General features: G+C 64.5%; 28 protein-coding genes and 1 other RNA gene. 17 read left to right on the forward strand and 12 right to left on the reverse strand.

Annotated features, from left to right (window positions below; genetic code table 11):
* Nucleotides 1-85: 85 nt before the first annotated feature.
* From H7F16_RS02540 to H7F16_RS02600, 13 genes are all read left to right on the forward strand, one after another.
* Nucleotides 86-268 (forward strand): hypothetical protein, encoded by a 183-nt coding sequence (locus H7F16_RS02540; RefSeq protein ID WP_422121096.1) that lies wholly within the window; start codon nucleotides 86-88, stop codon nucleotides 266-268.
* Between the two features lie 124 nt (nucleotides 269-392).
* Nucleotides 393-581 (forward strand): hypothetical protein, encoded by a 189-nt coding sequence (locus tag H7F16_RS02545; RefSeq protein WP_185795974.1) that lies wholly within the window; start codon nucleotides 393-395, stop codon nucleotides 579-581.
* Nucleotides 582-662: 81 nt separating this feature from the next.
* Complete coding sequence (gene cpaB, locus H7F16_RS02550) at nucleotides 663-1,508, forward strand: Flp pilus assembly protein CpaB (RefSeq protein WP_185795975.1); 846 nt, start codon at nucleotides 663-665, stop codon at nucleotides 1,506-1,508.
* 233 nt (nucleotides 1,509-1,741) lie between these two features.
* Complete coding sequence (locus H7F16_RS02555) at nucleotides 1,742-3,088, forward strand: type II and III secretion system protein family protein (RefSeq protein WP_422121102.1); 1,347 nt, start codon at nucleotides 1,742-1,744, stop codon at nucleotides 3,086-3,088.
* A 5-nt stretch (nucleotides 3,089-3,093) separates the two neighbouring features.
* Nucleotides 3,094-3,807 carry an OmpA family protein gene (locus H7F16_RS02560; RefSeq protein WP_185795977.1) on the forward strand — a complete coding sequence of 238 codons (714 nt, stop codon included), beginning with the start codon at nucleotides 3,094-3,096 and terminating at the stop codon, nucleotides 3,805-3,807.
* Nucleotides 3,808-4,061: 254 nt separating this feature from the next.
* Complete coding sequence (locus H7F16_RS02565; protein WP_185795978.1) at nucleotides 4,062-5,360, forward strand: CpaE/TadZ family protein; 1,299 nt, start codon at nucleotides 4,062-4,064, stop codon at nucleotides 5,358-5,360.
* Nucleotides 5,361-5,386: 26 nt separating this feature from the next.
* Entirely contained in the window at nucleotides 5,387-6,844 is a 1,458-nt protein-coding gene (locus H7F16_RS02570) for a TadA family conjugal transfer-associated ATPase (protein ID WP_185795979.1), read from the forward strand.
* 7 nt (nucleotides 6,845-6,851) lie between these two features.
* Nucleotides 6,852-7,820, forward strand: coding sequence for a type II secretion system F family protein (locus tag H7F16_RS02575; RefSeq protein WP_185795980.1), 969 nt, complete (start codon nucleotides 6,852-6,854; stop codon nucleotides 7,818-7,820).
* A 12-nt stretch (nucleotides 7,821-7,832) separates the two neighbouring features.
* On the forward strand, nucleotides 7,833-8,816 hold the full coding sequence (locus H7F16_RS02580; protein WP_185795981.1) for a type II secretion system F family protein: 984 nt from the start codon (nucleotides 7,833-7,835) through the stop codon (nucleotides 8,814-8,816).
* Between the two features lie 13 nt (nucleotides 8,817-8,829).
* The gene (locus H7F16_RS02585; RefSeq protein ID WP_422121097.1) at nucleotides 8,830-9,390 is read left to right on the forward strand and encodes a tetratricopeptide repeat protein; all 561 of its coding nucleotides are present in this window, start codon (nucleotides 8,830-8,832) and stop codon (nucleotides 9,388-9,390) included.
* A 36-nt stretch (nucleotides 9,391-9,426) separates the two neighbouring features.
* Nucleotides 9,427-10,272 carry a tetratricopeptide repeat protein gene (locus tag H7F16_RS02590; protein ID WP_185795982.1) on the forward strand — a complete coding sequence of 282 codons (846 nt, stop codon included), beginning with the start codon at nucleotides 9,427-9,429 and terminating at the stop codon, nucleotides 10,270-10,272.
* A gap of 9 nt (nucleotides 10,273-10,281) precedes the next feature.
* Entirely contained in the window at nucleotides 10,282-10,782 is a 501-nt protein-coding gene (locus H7F16_RS02595; protein ID WP_185796613.1) for a prepilin peptidase, read from the forward strand.
* A 59-nt stretch (nucleotides 10,783-10,841) separates the two neighbouring features.
* Nucleotides 10,842-12,173 (forward strand): ATPase, encoded by a 1,332-nt coding sequence (locus H7F16_RS02600; RefSeq protein ID WP_185795983.1) that lies wholly within the window; start codon nucleotides 10,842-10,844, stop codon nucleotides 12,171-12,173.
* A 252-nt stretch (nucleotides 12,174-12,425) separates the two neighbouring features.
* Here the strand turns inward: H7F16_RS02600 and H7F16_RS02605 are convergent, their stop codons facing one another.
* Together H7F16_RS02605 and mgtE are read right to left on the reverse strand one after the other, a co-directional pair.
* Complete coding sequence (locus H7F16_RS02605) at nucleotides 12,426-12,974, reverse strand: 5-formyltetrahydrofolate cyclo-ligase (protein WP_185795984.1); 549 nt, start codon at nucleotides 12,972-12,974, stop codon at nucleotides 12,426-12,428.
* Nucleotides 12,971-14,341, reverse strand: coding sequence for a magnesium transporter (gene mgtE / locus H7F16_RS02610; RefSeq protein WP_185795985.1), 1,371 nt, complete (start codon nucleotides 14,339-14,341; stop codon nucleotides 12,971-12,973). The genes H7F16_RS02605 and mgtE overlap by 4 nt, the downstream gene beginning before the upstream one ends.
* A 155-nt stretch (nucleotides 14,342-14,496) precedes the next feature.
* Between mgtE and guaD the strand changes: the two genes are divergently transcribed.
* Nucleotides 14,497-15,774: a guanine deaminase gene (guaD, locus tag H7F16_RS02615; RefSeq protein ID WP_185795986.1), complete on the forward strand. Its 1,278-nt coding sequence runs from the start codon at nucleotides 14,497-14,499 to the stop codon at nucleotides 15,772-15,774.
* A 130-nt stretch (nucleotides 15,775-15,904) separates the two neighbouring features.
* On the opposite strand, the gene H7F16_RS02620 is transcribed toward guaD, so the two are convergent.
* The 4 genes from H7F16_RS02620 to H7F16_RS02635 all read right to left on the reverse strand — a co-directional run bounded on the left by H7F16_RS02620 (nucleotide 15,905) and on the right by H7F16_RS02635 (nucleotide 19,082).
* Nucleotides 15,905-16,216 (reverse strand): ribonuclease E inhibitor RraB, encoded by a 312-nt coding sequence (locus H7F16_RS02620; RefSeq protein ID WP_185795987.1) that lies wholly within the window; start codon nucleotides 16,214-16,216, stop codon nucleotides 15,905-15,907.
* A 10-nt stretch (nucleotides 16,217-16,226) separates the two neighbouring features.
* Nucleotides 16,227-17,564 (reverse strand): 8-oxoguanine deaminase, encoded by a 1,338-nt coding sequence (locus tag H7F16_RS02625; RefSeq protein WP_185795988.1) that lies wholly within the window; start codon nucleotides 17,562-17,564, stop codon nucleotides 16,227-16,229.
* A gap of 248 nt (nucleotides 17,565-17,812) precedes the next feature.
* Nucleotides 17,813-18,613, reverse strand: coding sequence for a histidinol-phosphatase (gene hisN, locus H7F16_RS02630; protein ID WP_185795989.1), 801 nt, complete (start codon nucleotides 18,611-18,613; stop codon nucleotides 17,813-17,815).
* 106 nt (nucleotides 18,614-18,719) lie between these two features.
* Entirely contained in the window at nucleotides 18,720-19,082 is a 363-nt protein-coding gene (locus H7F16_RS02635; protein WP_185795990.1) for a helix-turn-helix domain-containing protein, read from the reverse strand.
* A 341-nt stretch (nucleotides 19,083-19,423) separates the two neighbouring features.
* On the opposite strand from H7F16_RS02635, the gene H7F16_RS02640 reads away from it, so the two are divergent.
* Entirely contained in the window at nucleotides 19,424-20,392 is a 969-nt protein-coding gene (locus H7F16_RS02640; RefSeq protein ID WP_185795991.1) for an NADPH:quinone oxidoreductase family protein, read from the forward strand.
* On the opposite strand, the gene H7F16_RS02645 is transcribed toward H7F16_RS02640, so the two are convergent.
* Nucleotides 20,380-21,231 (reverse strand): LysR family transcriptional regulator, encoded by an 852-nt coding sequence (locus tag H7F16_RS02645; protein ID WP_185795992.1) that lies wholly within the window; start codon nucleotides 21,229-21,231, stop codon nucleotides 20,380-20,382. The genes H7F16_RS02640 and H7F16_RS02645 overlap by 13 nt on opposite strands.
* 117 nt (nucleotides 21,232-21,348) lie before the next feature.
* Between H7F16_RS02645 and H7F16_RS02650 the strand changes: the two genes are divergently transcribed.
* Both H7F16_RS02650 and H7F16_RS02655 read left to right on the forward strand, forming a co-directional pair.
* The gene (locus tag H7F16_RS02650) at nucleotides 21,349-21,552 is read left to right on the forward strand and encodes a DUF1127 domain-containing protein (protein WP_185795993.1); all 204 of its coding nucleotides are present in this window, start codon (nucleotides 21,349-21,351) and stop codon (nucleotides 21,550-21,552) included.
* 121 nt (nucleotides 21,553-21,673) lie between these two features.
* Complete coding sequence (locus H7F16_RS02655) at nucleotides 21,674-22,414, forward strand: Bax inhibitor-1/YccA family protein (protein ID WP_185795994.1); 741 nt, start codon at nucleotides 21,674-21,676, stop codon at nucleotides 22,412-22,414.
* 273 nt (nucleotides 22,415-22,687) lie between these two features.
* Here H7F16_RS02655 and rpmG read toward each other — a convergent pair whose 3' ends face one another.
* The 5 genes from rpmG to H7F16_RS02680 form a co-directional block, all read right to left on the reverse strand.
* Nucleotides 22,688-22,855, reverse strand: coding sequence for a 50S ribosomal protein L33 (gene rpmG / locus H7F16_RS02660; protein WP_185795995.1), 168 nt, complete (start codon nucleotides 22,853-22,855; stop codon nucleotides 22,688-22,690).
* A 111-nt stretch (nucleotides 22,856-22,966) separates the two neighbouring features.
* Complete coding sequence (locus H7F16_RS02665) at nucleotides 22,967-23,686, reverse strand: class I SAM-dependent methyltransferase (RefSeq protein ID WP_185795996.1); 720 nt, start codon at nucleotides 23,684-23,686, stop codon at nucleotides 22,967-22,969.
* Between the two features lie 115 nt (nucleotides 23,687-23,801).
* Nucleotides 23,802-24,202: RNase P RNA component class A (gene rnpB, locus H7F16_RS02670), an RNA gene on the reverse strand.
* 12 nt (nucleotides 24,203-24,214) lie between these two features.
* Nucleotides 24,215-24,886 carry an N-acetylmuramoyl-L-alanine amidase gene (locus tag H7F16_RS02675; RefSeq protein WP_338401946.1) on the reverse strand — a complete coding sequence of 224 codons (672 nt, stop codon included), beginning with the start codon at nucleotides 24,884-24,886 and terminating at the stop codon, nucleotides 24,215-24,217.
* Nucleotides 24,883-25,683, reverse strand: coding sequence for a hypothetical protein (locus tag H7F16_RS02680; RefSeq protein ID WP_185795997.1), 801 nt, complete (start codon nucleotides 25,681-25,683; stop codon nucleotides 24,883-24,885). The genes H7F16_RS02675 and H7F16_RS02680 overlap by 4 nt, the downstream gene beginning before the upstream one ends.
* Nucleotides 25,684-25,688: the final 5 nt, after the last annotated feature.

Genomic DNA, 25,688 nt, shown 5'->3' on the forward strand with positions numbered 1-25,688 from the left:
AGATCGGGACGGAACAGAGGCCGGACCGAAGAGACCCGAACGGTTGTGAAAACTCGAAGCAAACCGTGTAAAAAGGATGACGACCATGCTGAAGCTGAAAAACCTGTTCAAAGCCTTCTCGAACAACGAAGCCGGTGCCGTGACTGTTGACTGGGTGGTTCTGACCGCCGCTGTCGTCGGCCTGTCGGCTGTTGTCGGCTCGACCGTGCTGACCGCCATCAACTCGAAGGGCAACGCGATTTCGAGCTCGATCGCCGCGACGAACTGATCCGGCTGGAATTCGTCTAGGGATCCGCGGCCATGTTGAGACCCGACATGGCCGCGATCTCACATCATGACCCGGTCAGGCGGCTTTCGCCGGTCCACGTAACAGTAGCACCGAGAGGACGAAGATGTTTCCGCGCCGCCTCTTAAAGCGCTTCAAGCGCGGGCTCAGTCGGGAAGACGGAGCCGTGACTGCGGACTGGGTCGTCTTGACCGCAGCCGTGGTCGGAATGGCCGCCGCGCTGTTCAGTATCTTGCAGGATCCGGTCAACGGGGCTGCCACTTCCATCTCGAACAAGATTGCGGCCAGCAACTGAGCCGGCCGTTCCAGCGGCCGGTTTTGACGGGTTAACGGTATCATTGCGGTCTTGTTGGACCGGAACAAAGGGTAAAGACAGATGCGTGCGATGTTCGGATTGGTGCTGTTGATCGGCATGGCCCTTGCGGGTTTTGCCGTCTACATGGCCCAGGGCTACATCAACCAGACGGAAAGCGCCCTCACCGCCGAGCGGAGCTTCCGCGAGAAGCTGGGCGAAGTCGTGCCGGTCTATGTCGTGACCGAGCAGCTTGGGTTCGGGGATCCGATCACCAAGGACAACGTGCAACAGATCTACTGGCAGAAAAGCGCCCTTCCTGAAGGCACCTTCAGCGAGGAGGACGCGCTTTTCCCGCCGGAAACGGACAAGCCGCGCTATGCGCTGCGTCCGATGGAAATCAACGAACCCGTCCTTGCCATCAAGGTGACCAAACCGGGCGAACCGGCGGGCCTTGGCAGTGCGCTCCAGCGCGGGATGCGCGCCTTTGCGGTGCGGGTCGACGTGTCGTCGGGCGTGTCGGGCTTTGTCTATCCGGGCAATTCGGTCGACATCTACTGGACGGGCACCACCGAAAAGGGCGACGTCACGCGGATGATCGAAAACAACGTGGCCGTGATCGCCGTGGACCAGTCGGCTTCGGGCGATGCGACCGGCGGGGCGATCGTCGCGCAGACCGTGACCGTCGCCGCGACGCCCGAACAGGTGGCGCGACTGGCCCAGGCGCAGGCGACGGGCCGTCTTGCCCTGTCGCTTGTCGGGTCGGACGATGACAGCGTGTCGGGCGCGGTCGAAGCGGATGCGACCTCGCTTCTTGGCCCGGCCGAACCGGAGAAGGTGGTCACCGCAGCGCCCGTCGCGCAGGTCTGCACCATCAAGACCCGCAAGGGCGCCGAGGTCCTCGAGATCCCGATCCCCTGCACGAACTGAACAGGTTTTCCCTCAACTTGCGGTCGCCCCTGTGGCGGCCGCATTCCCTTTTGGGGTGAATTCGGGGTGGAACCGCGACATATCCACATCAGAAACACCCGCCAAGGTTTTGATTCTTGCAATAAATGCGCCTCTAGGGCACATTCGGTGAAAGATCGGGCGACCAAGACCCGTCAGGCAGTGATCGAAAGGGCAGGTCACAGATGCGTATCGGACTGCTTACCACAGCCGCCATGCTGGGCGTTGCCCTTGCGTGGGCTTTACCCATGCCTGCGGCGGCGGAAACCCTGCGTGTGCTGTCGGGCACCTCGTCCGAGCCCCTGTCTGTGCCGATGAACCGCGCGGTCGTGGTCGAAAGCGACACGCCCTTTGCCGAGCTTTCGATTGCCAACCCCGGGATTGCGGATATCTCGACCCTGTCGGACAAGTCCATTTACGTGCTGGGAAAAACGCCGGGCCGCACGACGCTGACGCTGCTGTCGGCCGAGGGCAAGCTGATCACCAACGTCGAGGTGCAGGTCACCCCCGATATCGGCGAGTTCAAGGAACGGCTCAAGCAGATCCTGCCCGGCGAGAATATCGACGTGCGCACCGCCAATGACGGCATCGTGCTGTCAGGCACCGTGTCGTCGATCACGAAACTCGACAGCGCGATGGAGCTTGCGAACCGCTACGCGCCCGACCGCGTGTCGAATCTGATGACCGTGGGCGGAACGCAGCAGGTCATGCTGAAAGTGCGTTTTGCGGAAATGCAGCGGTCGGTTTCGAAAAACCTGTCCTCGTCGCTGGCCATCGCCGGCACGCGGATCGGCGGACAGACCGGCACCTATCTGGACAACGGCAACACCATCGGCGGCACCAAGACCTTGCGGTCGGATGCGGCGGGCGGTTTCTCGATCGGGGCGGGGATCGGCTCGCTCGAGTTCGAGGTGCTGCTCGAGGCGCTGGAAGCCAAGGGCGTGGTCCGCACGCTGGCCGAACCGAACCTGACCGCCCTTTCCGGACAGCAGGCATCGTTCCTTGCCGGTGGCGAATATCCCGTGCCGGTCGCGGACGACAAGGGCGTGAAGGTCGAATACAAACCCTTCGGCGTGTCGCTGGACTTTATCCCGACCGTGCTTGACGGCGATCTGATGAACCTGCAGCTTGAGGCGACGGTTTCGTCGATCGACAACTCGGTCACGCAGGAATCGGCGGGCATCACGCTCAACGCGTTCAAGACGCGCAAGACCTCGACCACGGTCGAGATGCGCGACGGCGAAAGCTTTGCCATCGCCGGACTGTTGCAGGACGATTTCCGCGACAACAACAGCAGCATTCCGTGGCTGGGCGACGTGCCCGTGCTGGGCGCCCTGTTCCGGTCGACGGCCTATCAGCGCAGCCAGACCGAGCTTGTCATCATCATCACGCCCCATCTGGTCAGCCCGACACGGGGCGAGGCGCTGGCGCTTCCCACCGACCGCATCAAGATTCCGACCGAGCGCGACCTGTTCCTGTTCGGCAAGTTGACGGGCAAGGGCGCGGCAGGCGAAGTCGCACGGCAGGATTTCAGCGGTTCCTACGGTTACACGATGGAGTGAGACGGATGACGAAACCCACGGCACCGCTTCTCTTGATCGTTGCGCTTGGCCTTGCCGCCTGCAACAGCCCCAACCTTGACCGCACGGCGGGCCATGAAGTCGACGAAGGCGGCTTCGGCAATGCGACGGCCAACAACATGCTGGTGCAGACCGGGCAGCGCGACGCGACCTTTGCACTGGGCACGCGCTTTGCCGCCGAGGTTCCGTCGACCATCACCTTTCCGTTCAACAGCGCGGATTTGACGCCCGAGGCGCGCGCGGCGCTGATGCAGCAGGCCGACTGGATACGGCAGTTCCCCGAGCTGCGTTTCTCGGTCTATGGACATACGGATGCGGTGGGGTCGAACGCCTATAACAAGTCGCTCGGCCTGCGCCGCGCCAAGGCGGTGGTCAACTTCTTCGCAAGTCAGGGCATTTCGCCCAGCCGCCTTGAAGCCCTTGTTTCCTATGGCGAAACCCGCCCCGTCATCGCAACGCCCGGCCCCGAGCAACAGAACCGCCGGACGGTGACCGAAGTGTCGGGCTTCGTGAAGAACCATCCCGGCCTGCTGAACGGCAAATATGCCGAAGTGATCTTCCGCGCCTATGTCGCTTCGGCCACGCCGACGGCGGGAACGCCCGCGCCTGCGGGGGCTGCGGCGGGTGCCGCAGGGGCAGCGGCCGCGCCCGCAGCCTCGGGCGGAAGCACGGGCGGCACGGCCACCGGCCCCACGCCCTGACCGGCCCGAAAGGCCGCCGCAAAGCGGCCATCGGGATGGGTTCGCATAGCGAAACGATGGGCGCCGGATTGCGCCCGATGCCGGTCAAACCCAAGTAAAACCAAACAATCACGATTTTTTGGCCCAAGAATCGCCACCATTCCCCCCCAGCCTCGGGCGCTAGGAAACAGGTGCGCGGGCCGTCTCTCGCGCCGGATTCCGGGGCGGACGAATCACGTGCCCCGGTGTCCGTCAGTTGAAAAGGACTTGGGGCGATGAGCACGGCAGTCAGTCTTCAGCCGGAACCGGCAGCACTCGTGGCCTGCACGATCTCGCGGGATGTGCAGAACTTCGATCTTCTGATCGACGACATGGAAATCGAGCTTGGCGAAAGCTGGGGCGACCTTTCCTTTGACGAAGCCCGCGAATATCTGAGCCAGCCCGACGCTGCCGCACTCGAATTCGTTGCCATCGCGGTGAATGCCGATGACGAGGGCGATCTGACCCGCATCACCGACATCATCCGTGCGGCCAAGGAGCGGCAGATCAAGGTCGTGCTGATTGCCGACCAGATCAGCCCTGCGGGGTTGCACCAGTTGTTGCGGCTTGGGGCGGATGATTTCGTGCCCTATCCGCTGCCCGACGGCGCGCTGCACGAGGCCATCGAGCGCATCCGCAAGCCGGCGGCGGTTCCTGCCGCGGCCCCTGCCGCAGCGCAGGCGACGGTCACGCATTTGCACGCCGTGCCGACCGAACCCGTGGTGCAGGCGCCCGCGTTCAAGGCCAAGGGCGACCGCAATGGCGTGGTGCTGCCGGTTCACGGCCTTGCGGGGGGATCGGGGGCTTCGACCTTTGCGGCGAACCTTGCCTGGGAGCTGGCCATCGTCGAGAAGACCAACGCGCCGCGCGTCTGCCTGCTCGACTTCGATTTCCAGTATGGGTCGGTGGCGACCTTTCTTGACCTGCCGCGCAAGGAGGCGGTGTTCGAACTGCTGTCCGACACGGGTGCCGCCGACAGCGATGCCTTTCTGGCCGCGATGCTGACCTATAACGACAAGCTGCATGTTCTGACCGCCCCGGCGGATATGCTGCCGCTTGACATCGTGGCGCCCGAGGACATCGGGCGCATCATCGACATGGCGCAGACGAATTTCGATTTCGTCGTGATCGACATGCCCAAGACCATCGTGGCCTGGACCGAGACGGTCCTGTCGCGCGCGCATGTGTATTTTGCCACGCTCGACCTTGACCTGCGTTCGGCGCAGAACGTGCTGCGACTGGTGCGCGCGCTGAAGGCCGAGACGCTGCCGCATGAAAAGCTGCGCTATGTGCTGAACCGCGCGCCGAAATTCACCGACCTGTCGGGCAAGTCGCGCGTGAAGCGGATGGCCGAAAGCCTTGACATCAAGCTCGAGGTGCAGATTCCGGATGGCGGGGCGCAGGTCACGCAAGCCAATGACCACGGCCAGCCCTTGGCCGATATCGCGCCGAAAAGCCCGGTGCGGCGTGAAATCCAGAAACTCGCAAAATCGCTCTACGACCTGAACAAGGCCGTCGAGACCGGTAAAAGCTGATCCGTAGGCCTGGGGGGGCCAAACCGATGTTCTCACGTTTCAAGAAACCTGACGCGACCGAAGCCAAGCCCCTGCCCGCCGCAGGGGTGCGGCCCGCAGCGCCCGTAGCCCCGCCCGCGGGCCAGCCCAGCGCCGCGCCCCGGCCCGCGCTGGCGGCACGACCGGTGGCGGCGCAGCCTTCGGCCGAGGCCGTGGCCGCGGACAAGGAAAAGAAGCGCAAGGACCGGTTGATGGAGCTCAAGGTCGAGCTTCACAAGAAGCTGCTCGAGAACCTGAACCTCGCGGCGCTGGAACATGCGACCGAAGCCAACCTGAAGGCCGAGATCGCCGACATCGCCTCGGAGGCGCTGACCGAAATGTCGGTCGCGCTGAACAAGGACGACCGCGCGACGCTCAACCAGGAGCTTTATGACGAGGTGATGGGGCTTGGCCCGCTGGAGCCGCTGCTGAAAGACGACAGCGTGTCCGATATCCTTGTGAACGGGCCGCACCGTATTTTCATCGAACGCGGCGGCAAGCTGACGCTGACCGATGTGACGTTCAAGGACGAACGCCACCTGTTGCGGATCATCGACAAGATCGTTTCGGCGGTGGGCCGCCGTGTCGATGAATCGAACCCCTATTGCGACGCCCGCCTTGCCGACGGGTCGCGCTTCAACTGCATGGTTCCGCCCGTGGCGGTGGACGGCAGCCTTGTGTCGATCCGGAAGTTCAAGAAGGAAAAGCTTGCCATTTCGGACCTTGTCCGCTTCGGGGCCTTTACCGAGGAGATGGCCGCCTATCTGCAAGCCGCCGTGTCCTGCCGCCTGAATGTCATCGTCTCGGGAGGGACGGGTTCGGGGAAGACCACCACGCTCAACGCGCTGTCGTCGTTCATCGACAACACCGAACGCGTGCTGACCATCGAGGACACGGCCGAACTTCAATTGCAGCAGGTCCACGTGGGCCGCATGGAAAGCCGCCCCGCCAACGTCGAAGGCAAGGGCGCCGTGACCCAGCGCGACTGTCTGCGCAACGCGCTTCGGATGCGCCCCGACCGGATCATCGTGGGCGAAACGCGCGGCGAGGAAGTCATCGACATGTTGCAGGCCATGAACACGGGCCATGACGGGTCGATGACCACGATCCACGCCAACAGCGCGCGCGACGGGATCAGCCGCCTTGAAAACATGGTGGCGATGGCGGGCATCGAAATGCCGCTGAAGGCCGTGCGCAGCCAGATCGCAAGCGCGGTCAACCTGATCGTGCAGGCCAGCCGCTTGCAGGACGGCTCGCGCCGGATGGTCAGCATCACCGAGATCACGGGGATGGAAGGCGAGGTGATTTCCATGCAGGAAATCTTCCGCTTCGAACGGCTTGGTGTCGAACCCAACGGCAAGATCATCGGCCGTTTCAACGCGACGGGGGTGCGGTCGCACTATTCCGACCGCTTCCGGCAGTGGGGCTATGACCTTCCGGCCTCGATCTATGAACCCATCGTGTGAGTAGCCCATGCAAATCAGTGCCGCACCGCTTATCTACATCCTGATCTTTGTCGCTGTCGTCGTTCTGGTCGAGGGCCTGTACCTGACCGTCTTCGGCAAATCGATCAGCCTGAACAGCCGCGTCAGCCGCCGCCTTGCGCTTCTGGAAAAGAACCAGAACCGCGAACAGGTGCTGGAACAGCTCCGCAAGGAGATGACGCAGCACATGAACGCGCGGGGCATCCCGCTTTACCAGATGCTGGCGTCGAAGGCGCAGAAGGCCAACATCGCCTTTACCCCGCAGCAACTGATCGGGATCATGGGTCTTGTGTCGGTCATGGCGCTGGTGGCGCTGACCTTCGGGACGGGCGCCGCACTGGGCGTGCGGATCCTGCTTTCGGTCGGCTTCGGTGTGGGCGGGGTCTACTTCTGGGTCAACAAGAAGGCCAAGAAGCGCATGTCGATGCTGGAAGAACAGCTTCCCGATGCGGTCGAGCTTATGGTGCGGTCGCTGCGCGTGGGTCACCCCTTTTCGTCGGCCATCGGCATCGTGGCGAAAGAGGTGGCCGACCCGCTGGGTTCGGAGTTCGGCCTTATCGCGGACGAGGCGGCCTATGGCCGCGACGTTTCGGAAAGCCTGCGCGAATTCGCCAAGCGGATGGACAACCAGGACCTTCATTTCCTTGCGGTGGCCGTGACGATCCAGCAGCAATCGGGCGGCAACCTTGCCGAAATCCTTGAAGGTCTGGCCAAGGTCATCCGGTCACGCTTCAAGCTGTTCCGCCGCGTCAAGGCGATCACGGCGGAAGCGAAATTCTCGGGCCTGTTCCTGTCGGGCTTTCCGCTGGGGGTTCTGGCCTGCATCCAGGTGTTCAAACCCGATTTCTACGACCCCGTCATCAACACCGAATACTTCGTTCCGGGTGCGCTTTTCGTCGGCGTCTTTCTTACCATCAACATCCTGTTCATGCGGATGATGGTCAACATCAAGGTCTGAGGCGGTATCGAAATGTCCCTGTTTTCAAGTATTTCCAACAGCCTTACCGACCTATTCGGTCCGCTCGGCCCGCTTCTGGTGCTGGGGGGGATCGGGCTTGTGCTGATCGTGGCGACGCTGCCCTTCATGCTGCGCCGCCCCGAGGACCCGTTCGACAAGCTCAAGCCGAACAAGGCCGCGGCCCCGCGCCGCGTGACCAAGGCCGCCACACCCGATGCCCTGCGGCGCGGGGGCAATATCAAGGCCGACAAGCTTGAACGCTTTGCGCATTTCCTTGAACCGCAGGACAAGGAGCAGATGTCGGCGGCGCGCCAGAAGATGATGCGGGCGGGCTACCGGTCGAAGAACTCGGTCCGGATCTTCCACGCATGGCAATTCGTGCTGGGCATCGGCGCGCTGCTGATCGGCTGCATCTATACCTATACGATGAACCAGATCATTCCGGTCGAAATGAAGAATATGGTCATGTGGACCATTCTTCCCGCCGCCGCCGGATATTACCTGCCGGCCTATTGGGTCGCCCGCCGCCTGCAGACACGGCAACAGCAGATCGTCGAGGGCTTCCCCGATGCGCTGGACATGATGCTTGTCTGCGTCGAGGCGGGGCAATCGCTGGACCAGTCGATCAGCCGGGTCGCCAAGGAGATCGGCGGGGCCTATCCGGCGCTGGCGGAAGAGTTCGACATCGTGGCGCAGGAAACCCGCGCCGGCAAGGAACGCGTCGTCGTGCTGCGCGACATGTCGGACCGCGTGGGCCTGTCGGACATCACCTCGTTCGTCACGACGATGATCCAGTCGGCCAGTTTCGGCACCTCGATCGCGGATGCCTTGCGTGTCTATTCTGCCGAAATGCGTGACAAGCGCGTGATGCGGGCGGAAGAAAAGGCAAACACCTTGCCGACGAAACTTACCCTCGGCACAATGATGTTCACGGTGCCGCCGCTTCTGGTCATCCTGATCGGACCTTCGCTATACGGCATCGCCACTTCGTTCTGATGGTGCCCGCCGCGTGCGATCCTATGTGTTTGGCCTTGTGCTGCTGACCCTGTTGGCCGCCTGTTCCGCAGGCGGCCTGAACCGTTCGGGCGATGCGGGCTTTGCCCCCGGCATCGACAGCCGCCGCGAAGGCGAGGACGGGCTGATCGTGGGCCACCGGCTGATGGCGGCGGGGGAATACGAGCTGGCGCTGCGGGCCTATTACCGCGCCGCGTCGGAACAGGGGCTGAACAGCGATATCCTTTCGGCGCTTGGGTCGGCCAACCTCAAACTCGGCAGGCTGGGACAGGCCGAGCAGCTTTTGCGCCGCGCGCTCGAGGCGGATCCGACCTTTGTGCCGGCGCTGAACAACCTTGGGGTGGTGCTGATGGAAAAGGGGCAGGCCGGCGAGGCGCGCGTGGTCTTCAAGCAAGCCTATGCGCTGGACAGTGGCGATTCCGACTCGATCCGCGAAAATCTGCGACTCGCTATCGCGCAAAGCGAATCCGCGCTTTATGATACCCCCCAAGAAAAGCCCGCCTTCAACCTCGTGCGGCGCGGACAGGGGCGTTACGTCCTTCTCTCGCAGCTATAGGCGCCAAGGACGGGATGAGCAGTAAGGACGCCACCGATGCGCCACACCGCCCTTGCGGCCATTTGCCTTGCAGGCATGGCCCTTCTTGCCGCCTGCCAGCCCTCGGGGAAGGCGGCCTCTGACCGCGCCCTCGCCTCGATCAACGAGGTGGACGACGAGAACCTGAACCAGATCATGCTGACGGTCGCCGATCCGGCCGAAGCGGTGGCCTATTTCACCAAGGTCAGCGCCGAGAAGCCGGATGATCCGGACCTGAAACGCAGCCTTGCGAAATCGCTGATCCGCGCGGGCAAACCGACCGAGGCGGCGACGGTGCTGAAGGCGATCACCGCCACGCCGGCCGCGACCAACGAGGACCGCGTGAACCTTGCCGACGCGATGATCCGCACGAACGACTGGACCGGGGCCAAGGCCGAACTCGACCGCGTGCCGCCCACCTACGAGACCTATGACCGCTACCGCCTCGAGGCGATGGTGGCCGACAGCCAGAAGAACTGGAAAAAGGCCGACAGCTTTTACGAAATCGCCTCGGGGTTGACGACGAAACCTGCGGGGGTGCTGAACAACTGGGGTTTCTCGAAGCTGACCCGTCAGGATTATGCCGGTGCGGAACGGCTGTTCACCGAGGCGCTGACCTTTGATGCCAACATGTTCACCGCCAAGAACAACCTGGTTCTGGCCCGCGGTGCGCAACGAAAGTACGATTTGCCGGTGATTGCCATGACCCAGACCGAACGCGCCGAATTGCTGTACACGCTGGCTTTGACAGCGATCAAACAGGGGGACCTGACCGTGGGCAAGGGCCTGCTTCAGGACGCCATCGAAACCCATCCGCAGTATTTCGAGGCCGCCGAGCGCAGCCTTCAGGCGCTGGGGGGCTGAGCGATGGATATGCCCGTGCTTCCGACGCTGTGGACGGCGCTGTGGTTTCTGCTGCCGGTGGTGCCGATTTCGATCTGGGTGTCGTGGTCCGACCTGCGGTCGATGAAGATCCCGAACAAGGCCGTGCTGGCGACCGCCGCCGCCTATCTTGTGATCGGCCCGATCGCGCTGCCGTTCACGATGTGGCTTTGGGGATGGGCGCTCGGGGCCGGTGTGCTGGTCGCGGGGTTCATCGCCACCTCGGCCGGATTCGTCGGTGCGGGTGACAGCAAATTCGCCGCCGCGATGGCGCCCTTTTTCATCGGGGGCGATGCGCGCTTCATCCTTGCGCTTTTCGCCGGCTGCCTGCTGGCCGCTTTCGCCACGCACCGGATTTTCGGGCGCATCCCCGCCTTTCGCCGCGCGACGGCGGATTGGGAAAGCTGGACGCACAAGGATTTTCCGATGGGGCTGGCGCTGTCGGGCACCTTCGTCTTCTACTTTGTCCTCGCTCTCCTTTTCTCTGCCTGAATTTTTGCACGATCCGGTAGTATCCCGTTAAGCATGATCGCCCCAAACGGACGCATGCCATGAACGCACCTGTCGCACCGCTGACCCCTTCGACCCCCGCGATTCAGGCGCCGCCCGTCCCGCGCACGCTGGCGGAAACCGGTCTTGCACCTGTGATGCTGCGTGACATTCTGCTGAAGACCATGTTCCGCATGAATGCCGAACATGTCTCGACGCTGGCGCGCATCTGCTGCCTGCCTGCGCCGCTGATCCAGGAACTGATCGACGCCGCCCGCGGCCAGAAGCTGATCGAGGCGACCGGCACGCTGCACGCCACATCGGGCAACGAGATGGGCTACCAGTTGACCGAAGCGGGCAAGGCCCGCGCGCTGGATGCGCTGTCGCAGTCGGAATATTATGGGGCGATGCCCGTGCCGCTGGCGGCCTATAAGGAACAGGTCAAACGCCAGTCAATCCGCAACATCACCCTGACGCGGGCGGAACTGCTGCGCGGCATGGGGCATCTAATCCTGCCCGACGACTTGATCGACAACCTTGGTCCCGCCGTCACGTCGGGCCGTTCGATCCTGATGTATGGCCCACCCGGAAACGGGAAATCGTCGATCTCGAACGGCATCCGCGACGCGCTGGGCGACCGCATCCACGTGCCGCGCGCCATCGAATATTCGGGACAGGTGATTACCGTCTATGACCCGATCGTCCATTCCGCGGCCTCGGAAAGCGGGGATGATCCGATGGCGCTGCGCCGTGCCGCGAACCGCTTCGACGCGCGCTATGTGCTGTGCGAACGGCCCACGGTCATCACCGGGGGCGAACTTACGCTCGACATGCTCGACCTGAAATACAACCCGACCGCGCGCACCTATACGGCCCCTTTGCAGCTGAAGGCCACGGGCGGCATCTTCATCGTCGACGACCTTGGCCGTCAGGCCGAACCGCCGCAAAAGCTGGTGAACCGCTGGATCGTCCCGCTCGAGGAATCGCGCGACATCCTTGCGCTGCAATCGGGCGAGAAGTTCACCGTGCCCTTCGATACGCTGGTGATCTTTTCGACCAACTTCCACCCCAACGAAATCTTCGACGGCGCGGCGTTGCGGCGGATCTTCTTCAAGATCAAGATCGACGGGCCCAGTCAGGAAAACTTCCTCAAGATCTTCGCGCTTGTCGCGCGCAAGAAGAAGATTCCGCTGGACGAAGCCAGCCTCGTGCATCTTCTCAAGGTCAAATACCCGACGATCAACAACACCTACGCCAATTACCAGCCGGTCTATCTGATCGACCAGATGATCGCGATCTGCGAGTTCGAGGGCATCCCCTACCAGATGACGCCCGAGTTGATCGACCGCGCCTGGGCCAACATGTTCGTGAAGCAGGAAGCCATCGCAAAGTAGCCAGCCGCGATTTTTCTGCGAAAAATCCGCCCCCGTCCTGTCAGGGCGGTTCGCGCGACAGGCCCGCGCAATCGAGTATTTGGGCAAGGCTGAAACGGACGGCCTGCCCTTTCAGCCTTGCACGAAATACTCCGGGGGGAATCGGCCAACGGCCGATGGGGGGCTGGCCCCCCTTCTTGTTGGCCGGACATCCGCGCGCCCCTTTGGCGGTTGCCTGATCTTTCGCAGAAAAATCGGGGCCGCAGCGGGGTGTCAGAAAAGGCGCAGGCCCGTTTCGGTCACGATGGCATCGAGCTTCTGGTCGTATTCGTCGGTCGGCACCTCGGGCAATTCCTGTGCCGCGAAGGCAAAGCCCACCGCCAAGGTCGGCCTGCGCGACCGCAGCAGGGCGAGCGTGCGGTCATAGAACCCGCCGCCGTAGCCCAGACGGAAGCCCCGCGCGTCGAAGCCGACGAGGGGGACGATGACCACCTCGGGTTCGATCCATGCGCCCTCGGCCGGGACCATCGCCTTGAAGGTGCCCTCGACCAGCGCACAGCCCGGGGACCATTCGCGGAATTTCAGCGGCGTGTCCTTTGCCATGATGACAGGCACGCCCACGGCCCCCTGATGCGCGGCCATTGCGGACATCGGGTCGATTTCGGTCCGCATGGCCATGTATCCGGCCAGCGGCTTGCCGCGATGGGCCGACAGGTAATCGGCCAGAATCTCGGCCGCCTGCCCCTGCCCTGCGGCAAAGGCACCGGCCCGCGCGGCGAAGCACGCCTTGCGCGCCGCGGCCTTCACCTCGTCTATGGTCATAGCAGCACCATCGTCGCCAGCCCCAGAAATGCAAGATAGCCCATCACATCCGTCAGCGTCGTCACGAAAGTGCCAGAGGCCAAGGCCGGATCGAGCCCGAAGCGTTCAAGGGTCAGCGGCACCATGACACCGCCGAAGGCCGCGACGATCTGGTTGGTGATCATCGCGAGGGCCAGCACAAGACCCATCCACGGATCGCCCAGCACCAGCGTGCCGACAAGGCCGAGGATCACCGCAAGGACCACCCCGTTGATGGCGCCCGCCGTCACCTCGCGCAGCACCACGCGCCGCGCGTTGGAACTGGTCAGGTCGCGCGTCGCAAGCGCGCGCACGGCCACCGCCAGCGATTGCGTTCCCGCGATGCCGCCGGTCGAGGCGACGATGGGCATCACCGCCGCCAGAGCCACCAGTGCGGCAATCGTCGCCTCGAACCGCGAGATGACGAAGGCCGAGAGCGAGGCCGTGAACAGGTTCACCACGAGCCAGGGCAAGCGTTGCCGCACGGTGGCGATGGGGCCGTCGAACACGCTTGCCTCTTCGCCGACACCGGCGAGGAGAAGCATGTCCTCCTCGTGTTCCTCGTCCAGCACGTTCATCGCGTCGTCTATGGTGATGACGCCGACGAGACGGTCGTTTTCATCGACCACGGGGCAGGAGATGAGGTGATACTGGTTGAAGATATAGGCGACCTCTTCCTCTTCCTCGGTCGCAACCACGGTGCGGAAGCTGTCTTCGGTGATGTCCTTGAGCCGCACATCGCGCCGCGCGGACAGCAGACGCCCGAGGGTGATGTACCCCAGCGGCTTCATGCGGGGATCGACAAGGATGACGTGGTAGAACTGGTCGGGCAGCGCGGTCGCCTCGCGCAGGAAATCGATGGCGTCGCCCACGGTCCAATGTTCGGGGGCGACCACCACTTCACGCTGCATCAGACGTCCGGCGGAGCCTTCGGGAAAGCTCATCGCCTGTTCGACGGCAACGCGGTCGACCAGTTCCAGCGCGTCGAGGATCTTGCCCTGCGCGGGGGCTTCGAGGTCTTCGAGAATGTCCACGACATCGTCGGTGTCGAGGTCGCGCACGGCCTCGGCCACCACTTCGGGGGGCAGGCTTTCGATCACCTCTTCGCGGATCGTCTCGTCAAGTTCCGACAGCACGTCGCCGTCGATCTCGCCCGACCAGAGTGCCAGCAGCTCGCGCCGCTCGGTGGCGCCGATCTGTTCCAGAAGGTCGGCGATGTCGGCGGCGTGCAGCGGTTCGAGAAGGCGGCTGACGAGGGCGGAGTCGCCCTGATCGACGGCCTCGCGGATCGCTTCGACCCGGGCCTCGTCCAATTCGACTTCTTCTCCGGCTGCCTCGTATTCCGCCATGCCGCCAGCCCCCTATGCGATTACCCCGAACCTAGCGAAAGCTGTTTCACCGAAACAGGGGGCGCGGGGAAATTTACCCATGCGCCAATTAGGCATAGCCTGCAAGCAGGCGTTAACGTGCTTGTGACCGCCGGCGCGACAGGGAAACGAATGATATGGCCGATCTGCTTCTGGGACAGGTTCTCAGCTTTACCGCCGACCCCTTCGTTGCGGGCGAGTCCGCGGCGCGGCACGAAAGCCATGGTGCCGTGCTGGTCGAGGCGGGACGCATCCTTGCAACCGGCCCCGCCGACCGTCTGCGCGCCGCGCATCCGCAGGCCCGCATCCATGACTACGGGCGCGACCTGATCACTGCGGGTTTCATCGACGCCCATGTGCATTATCCGCAAACCGCGATCATCGCCTCGTGGGGGAAGCGGCTGATCGACTGGCTGAACAGCTACACCTTCCCCGAGGAAATGCGGTTCGCCGACGCCGCCTATGCGGCCGAGGTGGCCGAGCGCTACCTGACGCTTGCCACCGCCCACGGCACCACCACGGCCTGCACCTATTGCACCATCCACCCCGAAAGCGTCGACGCCATCTTCACGGCGGCACAGGCCCGCGGGATGCGGATTTATGCGGGCAAGACCTGCATGGACCGCAACGCACCCGACGGCCTGCGCGATACCGCGCAGACGGCCTATGACGAGTCAAAGCGCCTGCTCGGGAAGTGGCACGGGGTGGACCGCCTGTCCTATGTCATCACGCCCCGCTTCTCGCCCACATCGACGCCCGAACAGCTCGGGGCGCTTGGTGCGCTTTGGGGCGAATATCCCGATTGCCTGATGCAGACCCATCTTTCGGAACAGGTGGACGAGATCGCCTGGGTGAAAGACCTGTTTCCGCAATCGCGCGATTATCTCGACACATACGAGGCGCAGGGGCTGCTGCGCGAGGGGGCGCTTTTCGGACATGCGATCCATCTGACGCCGCGCGAAAGGGCGCGACTGGTCGAGGCGGGGGCGAGCCTCGTGCATTGCCCGACCTCGAACACCTTCATCGGATCGGGGTTGTTCGACATGGGGCTTGCGCGCGCGCTTCGCGTGGGATTGGCGACCGATACGGGCGGCGGTTCGAGCTTTTCCATGCTGCACACGATGGCCGCCGCCTACGAGGTCGCGCAGCTGCGCGGGCAGGCGCTGCACCCGGCGCAGTTGATCTGGCTTGCCACGCAAGGGTCTGCCCGCGCGCTGCATGCCGAAGACCGCATCGGCAACATCGCTGCGGGGATGGAGGCGGACCTGACGATCCTGAACCTTGCCTCGACCGCCGCCATCGAACAGGCCACCCGCCGCGCCGGAACCATCTGGGAGGCGCTGTTCCCGACCATCATGATGGGCGACGACCGCGCTATCCGCGCCACATGGATCAACGGCAAACCGTCACGCTAGGCAGAGCCGCCAAGGCGGCACGCCACCCCCGCGCGCCGTGGGCGCGCGACCGGGGGGCTTTCCGCCCCCCTGCGGGCCGCGCAGGGCGCGCCCCTTCCCCCCGAGGATATTTCGACGCGTATGAAAGGCGCTATTCGGCCAATTCCCAGCCGTCGGGGTAGAAGTCGTATTTGAGCGCGAGTTCCGTGGAAAGCCGCTCTTTCTCCCAGATCGCCTCGGGCGTCACGGGAATGGGGCCGAAGCTGGCGATCAGGGTTTCGCCGTCGCTCTCGCGTTTTGTCTTGAACCCCCGGGCGCGGAGGTCTTTTTCAAAGGCCGCCCAATTGGCGTCGGTCTCTTCCAGAAAGAAGACGAAATCGATCACCGAGGTCGCGGGCAAACCCTGCACCCCCTTGAACGAGGCGAAGGTTTCGCGCCGCTGCGCCTCGTAGTTATGTGCCATTGCCTTGCCCCTATGCCATAAGCCGCGCCGCGAGCCGGTTCTGCCGCTCGATCACGCGGGGCAGATCGACCGTGGCCATCTGACCGCCCCTTACCACCTGTCGCCCCTCGACGAACAGGTCCCGCACGCGCATCGGCCCGCAAAAGACCAGCGCCGCGACGGGGTCCCACGATCCCGCCGCCTCGATCCCCGATACGTCCCATATGGCCAGATCGGCCCGCTTGCCGACCTCGAGCGATCCGCAATCGCTGCGGCCAAGAACACGCGCGCCGCCCAGCGTGGCAATCTCCAGCGCCTCGCGCGTGCCCATCGCATCGGCCCCCAGTGCCACGCGTTGCAAAAGCATGGCCTGCCGCGCCTCGGCCATCAGGTTGCCTGCGTCATTGCTGGCCGACCCGTCCACCCCAAGCCCGACCTTGACGCCCGCATCGCGCATCGCCCGCAAAGGCGCGATTCCCGACCCGAGCCGGCAGTTGGAACAGGGGCAATGCGCCACCCCCGTTTTCGTCCGCGCGAAAAGGTCGATCTCGCCCGCGTCCAGTTTTACGCAATGCGCGTGCCAGACATCGTCGCCGGTCCAGCCGAGGTCTTGGGCGTATTGCCCCGGACGGCAGCCGAATTTCGCAAGGGAATAGGCGATGTCCTCGTCATTCTCGGCCAGATGGGTGTGCAGCATCACCCCCTTGTCCCGCGCCAGAACCGCCGCCTCGCGCATCAGGTCGCGGCTGACGGAAAACGGCGAGCAGGGCGCAAGGCCCACCCGCACCATCGCCCCTTCGGCCGGATCGTGGAAGGCGTCCACCACCCGCACCATATCGTGCAGGATATCCGCCTCGCGTTCGACCAGACTGTCGGGCGGCAAGCCCCCGTCGGACTCGCCGATGCTCATGGCGCCCCGCGTGGGATGAAAACGCAAGCCCAGCTCGGCGGCGGCATGGATCGTATCCTCGAGCCGCGCGCCGTTCGGGTAAAGATAGAGATGGTCCGAGGTCAGCGAACAGCCCGAGAGCGCCAGTTCCGCCAACCCCACTTGGGCCGAGGTGAACATCTCTTCCGGCCCGAAGCGCTGCCAGATCGGGTAAAGCGTCTTGAGCCAGCCGAAGAGCAGCGCATCCTGCCCGCCCGGCACCGCCCGCGTAAGGGTCTGATAAAGGTGATGGTGCGTGTTCACCAAACCCGGCGTCACCACGCAGCCCTTGGCCTCGACCACCTCGCCGACGGTCGTCAGCCCCAGACCGACGCCCGCGATCACCCCGTCACGGATCAGCACATCACCGCCCGCCACCTCGTCGCGCGTGGCGTTCATCGTCACCACCTCAGCCGCGCCACGGACCAGAACCTCTGCCATCGGAATACCCCCCCCCCTGTGCCGACCCTTCGGTTGCGCCAAAAGCGGACCCGCGCGACAGAAGGGGGAAGGACTCGTCGCAGGCAGGGCGAGCTTACCGCAAAGCGGCAAGACGCTCAAACCCCTGTTCATCCTTGCGGAAAATACTCCACGGGGGGGAAGGGGTGCGGCAGCACCCCTTGGGGGGCGTGAAGCCCCCCTTTGCCTTGCGCCGGGGGCGCGAGGGCAAGGGCTTGCGCGCTGTCAGGTCAGCCGTTCAGCAGGGCCAGGGCTTCGGCATGGATCGCGCGGTTGGCCGCAGCAAGCACCTGCCCGCCCTCGTGGCAGGGGTTGCCTTGCCAGTCGGTCATGATGCCGCCCGCCGCCTCGATCACGGCGATGGGGGCCTGCACGTCATAGGCCTGCAAGCCCGCCTCGATCACCAGATCGACCATTCCCGCCGCGACAAGCGCGTAGCCGTAGCAGTCGGTGCCATAGCGGGTGAGTTTGGCCTGAGCCGCGACACGCCGGAAGGCCGCGCCTTCGGCTTGGGTGCCGACTTCGGGGAAGGTGGAATAGAGGATCGCTTGCGAAAGCGGCCTGTGGGTGCGCGCGCGCAGCGCCGCCTCGCCCGATGGTCCCACGACCCGCGCGCGGCCTAGCCCCCCCTCGAAGCGTTCGCGGATATAGGGTTGGTCGATGATGCCGTAGACAGGCCCTGCCGCATCGCGGACCGAGATCAGCACGCCCCAAGTCGGGGTGCCGGAAATATAGCCCCGCGTGCCGTCGATGGGGTCAAGCACCCATGTCAGGCCGCTTGTCCCGGCTTTGGGGCCGAATTCCTCGCCCAGAATCCCGTCATGGGGCCTGCGCCGCGCCAGAATGGCGCGCATGCGTTCCTCGGACAGGCGGTCGGCCACGGTGACGGGGTCGAAGCGCGTGCTTTCCTTGTTTTCGGCTGCCAGATCGGTCTTGCGGAAATAGAGAAGCGTCGCCTCGCGTGCCGCATCCGCCAATTCTGCGGCGGTGGCGAAGATGTCTTCCGCCTCGTCTGCCGGGATCCTTGCCATGCCTGCCTCCGCTTGAACCTGCCCTTCCGCCTAAGCGGCGAAAGGGTTCGGGTCAAGTTCCACGGTCAGGCATCGTGGCGGTTCAGGCCGCGTCTCAGGCTGCGTCTCAGGCGGCGTCGCTGAGAACGCGGGCGAGGTCGAAGAGGCGGCGGCGCTGCGCTTCGGGAATGGCGTAGTAGGACCGCACGAGTTCCAGCGCCTCTTTGTCGGCCATGAAGTCGCCTTCGGCGGCCCGTGCCTGTTCGCGCGCGTCATCCAGCCCTTCGAAGAAGAAGCCGATGGTCACGCCCAGCGCATCCGCAACATCCCAGAGACGCGAGGCGGAAACGCGGTTCATGCCGGTTTCATACTTCTGGATCTGCTGGAACTTGATCCCGACCTTGTCGGCCAATTGCTGTTGCGTCATGCCCACCATCCAGCGACGATGCCGGATACGCTTGCCCACATGGGCGTCAACCGGGTGCTTCATAATACTTAACTCCAAACCTGCCTGTCCCTGTCTAACTATAAGCATAATCCATGCCAAACACAGCAAAACGCCGCGCGGACCGAAAAAAAGCGCCGAAGCCGCGGAAACCTATCTTTTCGGATATGTCCGATTATACAGTTGGACAAGAACAGCCCTGCCAAAGCGGGCAATCATCCTGTAGGGTTTCTCGTTTTGGCTGGCTCACCCTTAGCGTGTTTCGCAAATTGCTTTTCATTTTGCATTCATCGGAAGGGATTCTTAGCATAATGCAACGATCTTGGGCGTCATTTCTCCCTCAGCCCGTCGCTTGGCTGCCCCGAAACACGTAGCGAGAGAAAAACATGCAGGCATGGCAAATCGAAACCCTTGGTGCGGAACCGGTTCTGCGCGACCTGCCCTTGCCGGTGCCCGCCAAGGGTCAGGCGCGGGTCAGGATCGCGGCGGCGGGGCTGAACTTTGCCGATCTTCTGATGGCGAAAGGCAGCTATCAGGAACGGCACCCCCTGCCCTTCACGCCCGGTCTAGAATGTGCGGGCGTGGTCGACGCGCTGGGGCCGGACACGACCGGCCCCGCCGTCGGCACGCGGGTGGCCTGCTTTGCGGGGGTCGGCGGGCTGGCCGAGTTCGGCGCCTTTCCGGTCGAGACGCTGACGCCGATACCCGACACGATGTCCTTCGAGACGGCGGCCGGTTTCCAGATCGCCTATGGCACGTCGCATCTGGCGCTTGGCCATCTCGGGCGGCTGCGGGCGGGCGAGACGCTGCTTGTGCTGGGGGCGGCAGGCGGGGTCGGGCTGACGGCGGTCGAGATCGGGGCGCTGATGGGGGCGCGTGTCATTGCCTGCGCCCGTGGCGAGGAGAAACAGGCCATCGCCCGCGCCGCCGGGGCGCAGGAGACGCTCGACAGCGAAACCGCCGATCTGAAAGCCGCGCTCAGGGCAATGGGCGGGGTCGATGTGGTCTATGATCCGGTCGGCGGCGCGGCCTTCGATGCCGCCTTGCGGGCCACGCGCCCCGGCGGGCGACTGCTGACCATCGGCTTCGCCTCGGGCGAGGTGCCGCAGGTTCCTGCCAACCTTTTGCTGGTGAAGAACCTGTCCGTCATCGGCATGTGGTGGGGCGGCTATGCGAAATTCGCCCCGCATATCCTGCAAGACAGCCTGTCGACGCTTTTCGCATGGCAGGCTGCGGGCAAGCTGCGCCCGCATGTCTCGCATCTGCTGCCCTTTGCGGAATTGGCTGTAGGACTCGAGCTGCTGCGCAACCGCAGGGCGACGGGCAAGGTGGTGATCGGCATTCAGCAGCAATAGGCCTGCCGCAACTGCGACAGAAGGGCGGCGGCGGGTTCGCCGCGCAGGGTGGGGGCGGCATAGAGGCAGATGCTTTGCTGGCCCAGATCAGGCAGGGCGCCCCGCGCCTCGATCGGGACGAGTCCCTGCGGCATGGCGTTGGTCAACCGCGCCGAAATGGCAAGGTCGGCGGCGACGGTGGCCTCGATCGCCTGCTCGCTTTCGCCGTCGACGGCCAGTTCCCATGCGATCCCCGCCCCGGTCAGCGCCGCGATGGCCTTTTGCCGGAAGATGCAGCTGTCCTTGAACCCGAGCCGCAAGGGGCGCTTTTGCCAGATCTGCCCGTCATCGGCACCGACCCAGACAAGATCGCGCGTGCCAAGCACTTCGGCCCCGGCGCCGGGCAGGTCTTCGGTGGTGAGGATCACGTCATATTCGCCCCGCGCGAAGCCTTCGCGCAAAAGCAGGGTGAAGCTCGAGGCAAGGCTGACGCGGACACGGGGATAAAGCGCCGCAAGCCGCTTGAGGATGCCCGGAATCGCCGGATAGACGATGTCATGCGGCACGCCGAGGCGCAGCTCGCCCTCGTATCCGGCCGAGGTCAGGCGTGCCATCGCCTCGTCGTTCAGGGCCAGCATCTTGCGGGCGTAGACAAGCAGCTGCTCGCCCTCGGGTGTCAGGGTCAGCTTGCGGGCGGCGCGGGCGAAAAGGCCGAGGTCCAGCGCCTCTTCCAGACGTTTGAGCTGCATGGAGACCGCAGATTGCGTCAGGTTCAGCAGACCCGCCGCCCGTGTCACCCCGCCGCTGTCGGCCACCGCCACGAAGGACCGAAGGGCCACAAGGTCGAGCATCCGCGCCATCATCACACTCCCTGATGAAGAACCGCACAATCATTCGTTTTACGAATAAACCAATCTGGCGCATTCTTCAAGCATCCCGATGGAAATGCCATCGGCCATCACAGAAAGGAATGCGCCATGCTCTCCCTCCGCCTTGGCCTGCTGCGCCTGCCGAACCTCTCGTTGCGCTTTGGCGCATGGCTCGGGCTTGCCCGCAGCCGGGCGCATCTTGCCCGGCTCGACGACCATTTGCTGCGCGATATCGGCCTGACGCAAGAGCAGGCGAAAGCCGAGGTTTCGCGCCCCGTCTGGGACGCGCCCGACCACTGGATCCGCAAGTAGGACCGCGTTCCGTTTTTGGCCCCGCGCGTCTTGAATTCTGTATCTGCCGTCCCGATATTCGACAGCATACGGACTGCGGGGCCAGACAATCCGCAGCCAAGGGTCAATATCGGAGGCTTACATGGCTGACTACCAAACGATCCGCACGGTCGGCGCAGGCGCCCAAGCCGCACAGATCGATGCCGGGCTGCGCGCCCATATGAACAAGGTTTACGGGCTGATGTCCGTGGGCATGCTGCTGACGGGCGGCGTTGCCTGGGCGGTCGGCACCTCGGATGCGCTGCTTGGCATCTTCCGCGATCCGATGACGCTGCAGCCCAATATCCTTGGCTGGGCGATCATGTTCGCGCCGCTTCTGATGGTCTTTGCCTTCGGGGCCGCGATCAACCGCATGTCGGTTTCGGCGGCGCAGCTGTTCTTTTACGCCTTCTCGGCGGTGATGGGCCTGTCGCTCGCGTGGATCTTCAAGGCCTTTACCGGCGTGTCGATCGCGCAGACCTTCCTTGTCACCTCGATCGCCTTCGCCTCGCTGTCGCTTTACGGCTATACCACCAAGCGGGACCTGTCGGGCTTTGGCACCTTCCTGATGATGGGTCTGGTCGGGCTGATCGTGGCATCGATCCTGAACATCTTCATCGCCTCGTCGGCGCTTGCCTTTGCCGTGTCGGTGATCGGCCTGCTGATCTTTGCCGGTCTGACCGCCTATGACACCCAGCGCATCAAGACCGATTACATCGCCCATGCCCAGCATGGTGACACCGAATGGCTAGGCAAATCGGCCGTGATGGGGGCGCTGAACCTTTACATGAACTTCATCAACATCTTCATGTTCCTGCTGCAATTCCTGGGCAACCGCGAATAAGCGGCGCGCCACGGGCAAGGCAAAGGGCCGGTCGCAAGACCGGCCCTTTTGCTTTGCCACCCGAACCACACCAGCCCGTCAGCCCAATCGTCCCGCGTCCCGACCCGCTTTCATACTCGCCGCAAATATCCTCGGGGGAGGCCCGCTTGCGGGCCGTGGGGGCGGAAAGCCCCCGCGCCGCCCTGGCCGGAAAGCGCCGGGTCGCAGGGAGGGCACGAACGCAAAAAGCCGCCCCTGCGGGCGGCTTGCGGCATTGCTGCGAAAGGCAGGATCTTACTTGATCTTGCCTTCCTTGTATTCCACATGCTCGCGCTTGACGGGGTCGTATTTCTTGACCGACATCTTTTCGGTCATGGTGCGGGCGTTCTTCTTGGTCACGTAGAAGTGCCCGGTCCCCGCCGTCGAGTTCAGACGGATCTTGATCGTCGTCGGCTTCGCCATAGTCGTTTCTCCTGCAACGGGGAAACGCATCGCCCCCGCGAAATCTCTTGAAGCCCGCCTTTTACCCACGCGGGGGGCAGAGTCAACCGCAATCCGAAAGGAAAGTGACGACTAGGCGGCCGTGTCGTCATTGCGGGTGAAAACCACCACCTCGCAGGGATATTCGGCGTCGCCGCTGCGGTCGAGCACATCGGTCACGCGGCCAAGCTGCCGGCATGCGTCGCCCATGATCCGGACCACGCCCTCGCGCGTGGCACCAAAGGGATCGAGCGCGTTGGACGCGCGCGGCGCATGGCCCCGTGTGTGGTCGATCAGGATCACCCCGCCCGGCTTCAGGCTTGCAGCCCAGGCGCGGAACGCCTTGGACGGGTCATAGGCATGGTCCCAGCTGTTGGAGTAGACGAAATCGGCCCGCCCGGCCCATTCGGGATTTTCGTCGTGGAAGTCCCATTGCACCGTGTCGGGGAATTCCTTGGCGGTTTCCGAGATGTCGGTGCCGATCACCCGTGCCGACGGCAGGCGTGACATGAACCATTCCTGTTCCTTGCCGCGCCGCACGCCGTGGCACAGGCCGAAGCCCACCGTCCGGCGCGCGGCCAGCCAGTCGGCAAGAAAGACGATGTGCCCCTTTTTGACGAACTGGGCGCGCAGCTTGAGCTTGTTGCCCTCTTCCTGCGTGCGCCGGTAGGTTTCGTAGTCGTCGTAGAGGTGCTGGGTGTAATCCTCGCCCTGCTCGATCCGCGTGCGGGCAAGGGATTCGCTGTTGGCCACAGCCTCTTTGAACATGGATCTGCGCGCGGCGCGTCGTGCCGCCTTTTCGTCTTCGGACATCCGTCACCCCTAACTCTGGACAGGATGCCAATGAATCAGACAAGCCGATGCGAAGCCAGCACAAAGCGTGGCGGCATGCAGCCTTTCGACAACCGCCACGGGCGGCAGGGGGGAAATGCGCGGATGGCCTGTAAGCCGGATTCTGTCCAAGGTCGGGTCTTGCGACCCTTCCTCTGGATGACCATTCCTCTGCCGCTCGTGTTACCACGGCGGTCAAGCTGCCAACCCGGGCCTCTGGGCTGAAGCGTCCCTGCGGAGGTCTCTGCGTGATGCAGACCTTTCCGCGCGAGGCCCCTATTCGGCATTGCTCCGGGTGGGGCTTGCCTTGCCGTCCTTGTTGCCAAGTCCGCGGTGGGCTCTTACCCCACCGTTTCACCTTTCCCCTGCATGCAGGGTAGTCTCTTCTCTGTGGCGCTTTCCCTGGGGTTACCCCCGCCGGGCATTATCCGGCACCCTTGCTTCATGGAGTCCGGACTTTCCTCGAAGGTTGCCCCCCGCGGTCATCCAGCCATCCGCGCGAGGGGCGGCTTACGCCCGCGGCGCCAAGCCGTCAACGCCAAAGCGCCGCGCAAGGTCGGTCGCCATGCCCGCATCGACCCTGTCCAGCGGGCCGAAGGCCTGCGGGCGGAAGCGCAGGCGGAAGGCGTTGAGGAGCAGCGCCTCATCTGCCACGGCATAGCCGAAGGCCCGCGCGGCGGGGGCGAAGAGCGCGGCATCCGCTTCGCCCCCGTCGGGCCAGACGGACAGCCCGCCCAGCGCCAGCCGCCGCCAGTCGAAGCGCGCGCCGGGGTCGGCCTTGCGGGCGGGGGCCATGTCGGAATGGCCGATCACGCGGCAGGCGGGAATGGACCAGCGCGCCATGACCCCGGCCAGCAACCGCTCGAGTGCGGCGATCTGCGGTTCGGCAAAGGGGCTGCGCCCGTCATTGGCAAGTTCGATGCCGATGGAACGGGAATTGACATCGGTCACGCCCGCCCATTCGCCCGCGCCCGCATGCCATGCGCGCAGCCTTTCATCGACCAGCGCTTCGGCCATGCCGGTTTCCGAGATCAGCCAATGGGCCGACACCTCGGCCGACGGGTCGCACAGGCGCGCGCGCGCCTCGGCGCAGGTGGCCATGGCCGTGTAATGGAGGACGATGATGTCGGGCAGCGCCCCCCCGCGCCGTTCCGAGACGTTCGGCGAGGGGTAGCGGGTCACTGGAGGCGGAAGGGGCGCGGGTCCCAGGTGCAGGCGAAACCGTCGCCGTCCGGGTCCAGCCCCTTGCGGTCACGTTCGGGGCCGCCGGCCTCGAGGAAGGCCTGTTGCGCAAGATCGGACGAGCCGTAGCGGGCGCAGGCGACCAGCGGGTCGGTCAGGCGCAGCGACGAGCGGCTGTAGACCTGCGTGCCGGGGTTGTTGGTGGTTTTCAGCGCGTATTCCACGATATTGGCACCCGTCGCCGTGCGCTCGGGGATCGCGGTGGGCTGGATCACCTGATATTGCGCACGGTTGCGCGCCAGACGTTCCTTGTCGCTTTCGATGGTCTCGCGCTGCGACACGGCGTTGAAATCCTGCTCGTCGGAAATGCCGGTGTTGCTATGCACCATCTCGCCCGACTCGGTCTGGATGTTGCTGGGGGCATCGCCGCGCGGGCGGTTCGGATCGAGCGGGCCGGTGTTGGCCGCGGGCTGGGTATAGGTCGGCTGCGGATAGGTCGTGAGCGGCGTGTTCACCGGATCGAGCGGCGCCGTGGTGGCAAAGACCGGCTGGTTCGGGTCTTGCACGCCCGTCGCACGGTCGATGGCGGCAGCGGCGGCATCGGTCGAAAAGGTCGTGGGGGCGGCGCCGATCGGGGCGCCTGCCACGGGCTGGCGCGCGGCCGAGGCCGCCTGCTCGCGCATGTAGCTGTTGTAGTCGCCGAAACCGACGCCCGCGCCCGCGCCCGAATCCGGCACAGGCGGGGAACAGGCCGCCAGCCCGAGAAGGCTTAGGGCAAGAATAGCTTGGGTCCGCATCGGTC

The sequence above is a fragment of the Paragemmobacter straminiformis genome, from assembly GCF_014243445.1.
Taxonomy (GTDB): domain Bacteria; phylum Pseudomonadota; class Alphaproteobacteria; order Rhodobacterales; family Rhodobacteraceae; genus Paragemmobacter; species Paragemmobacter straminiformis.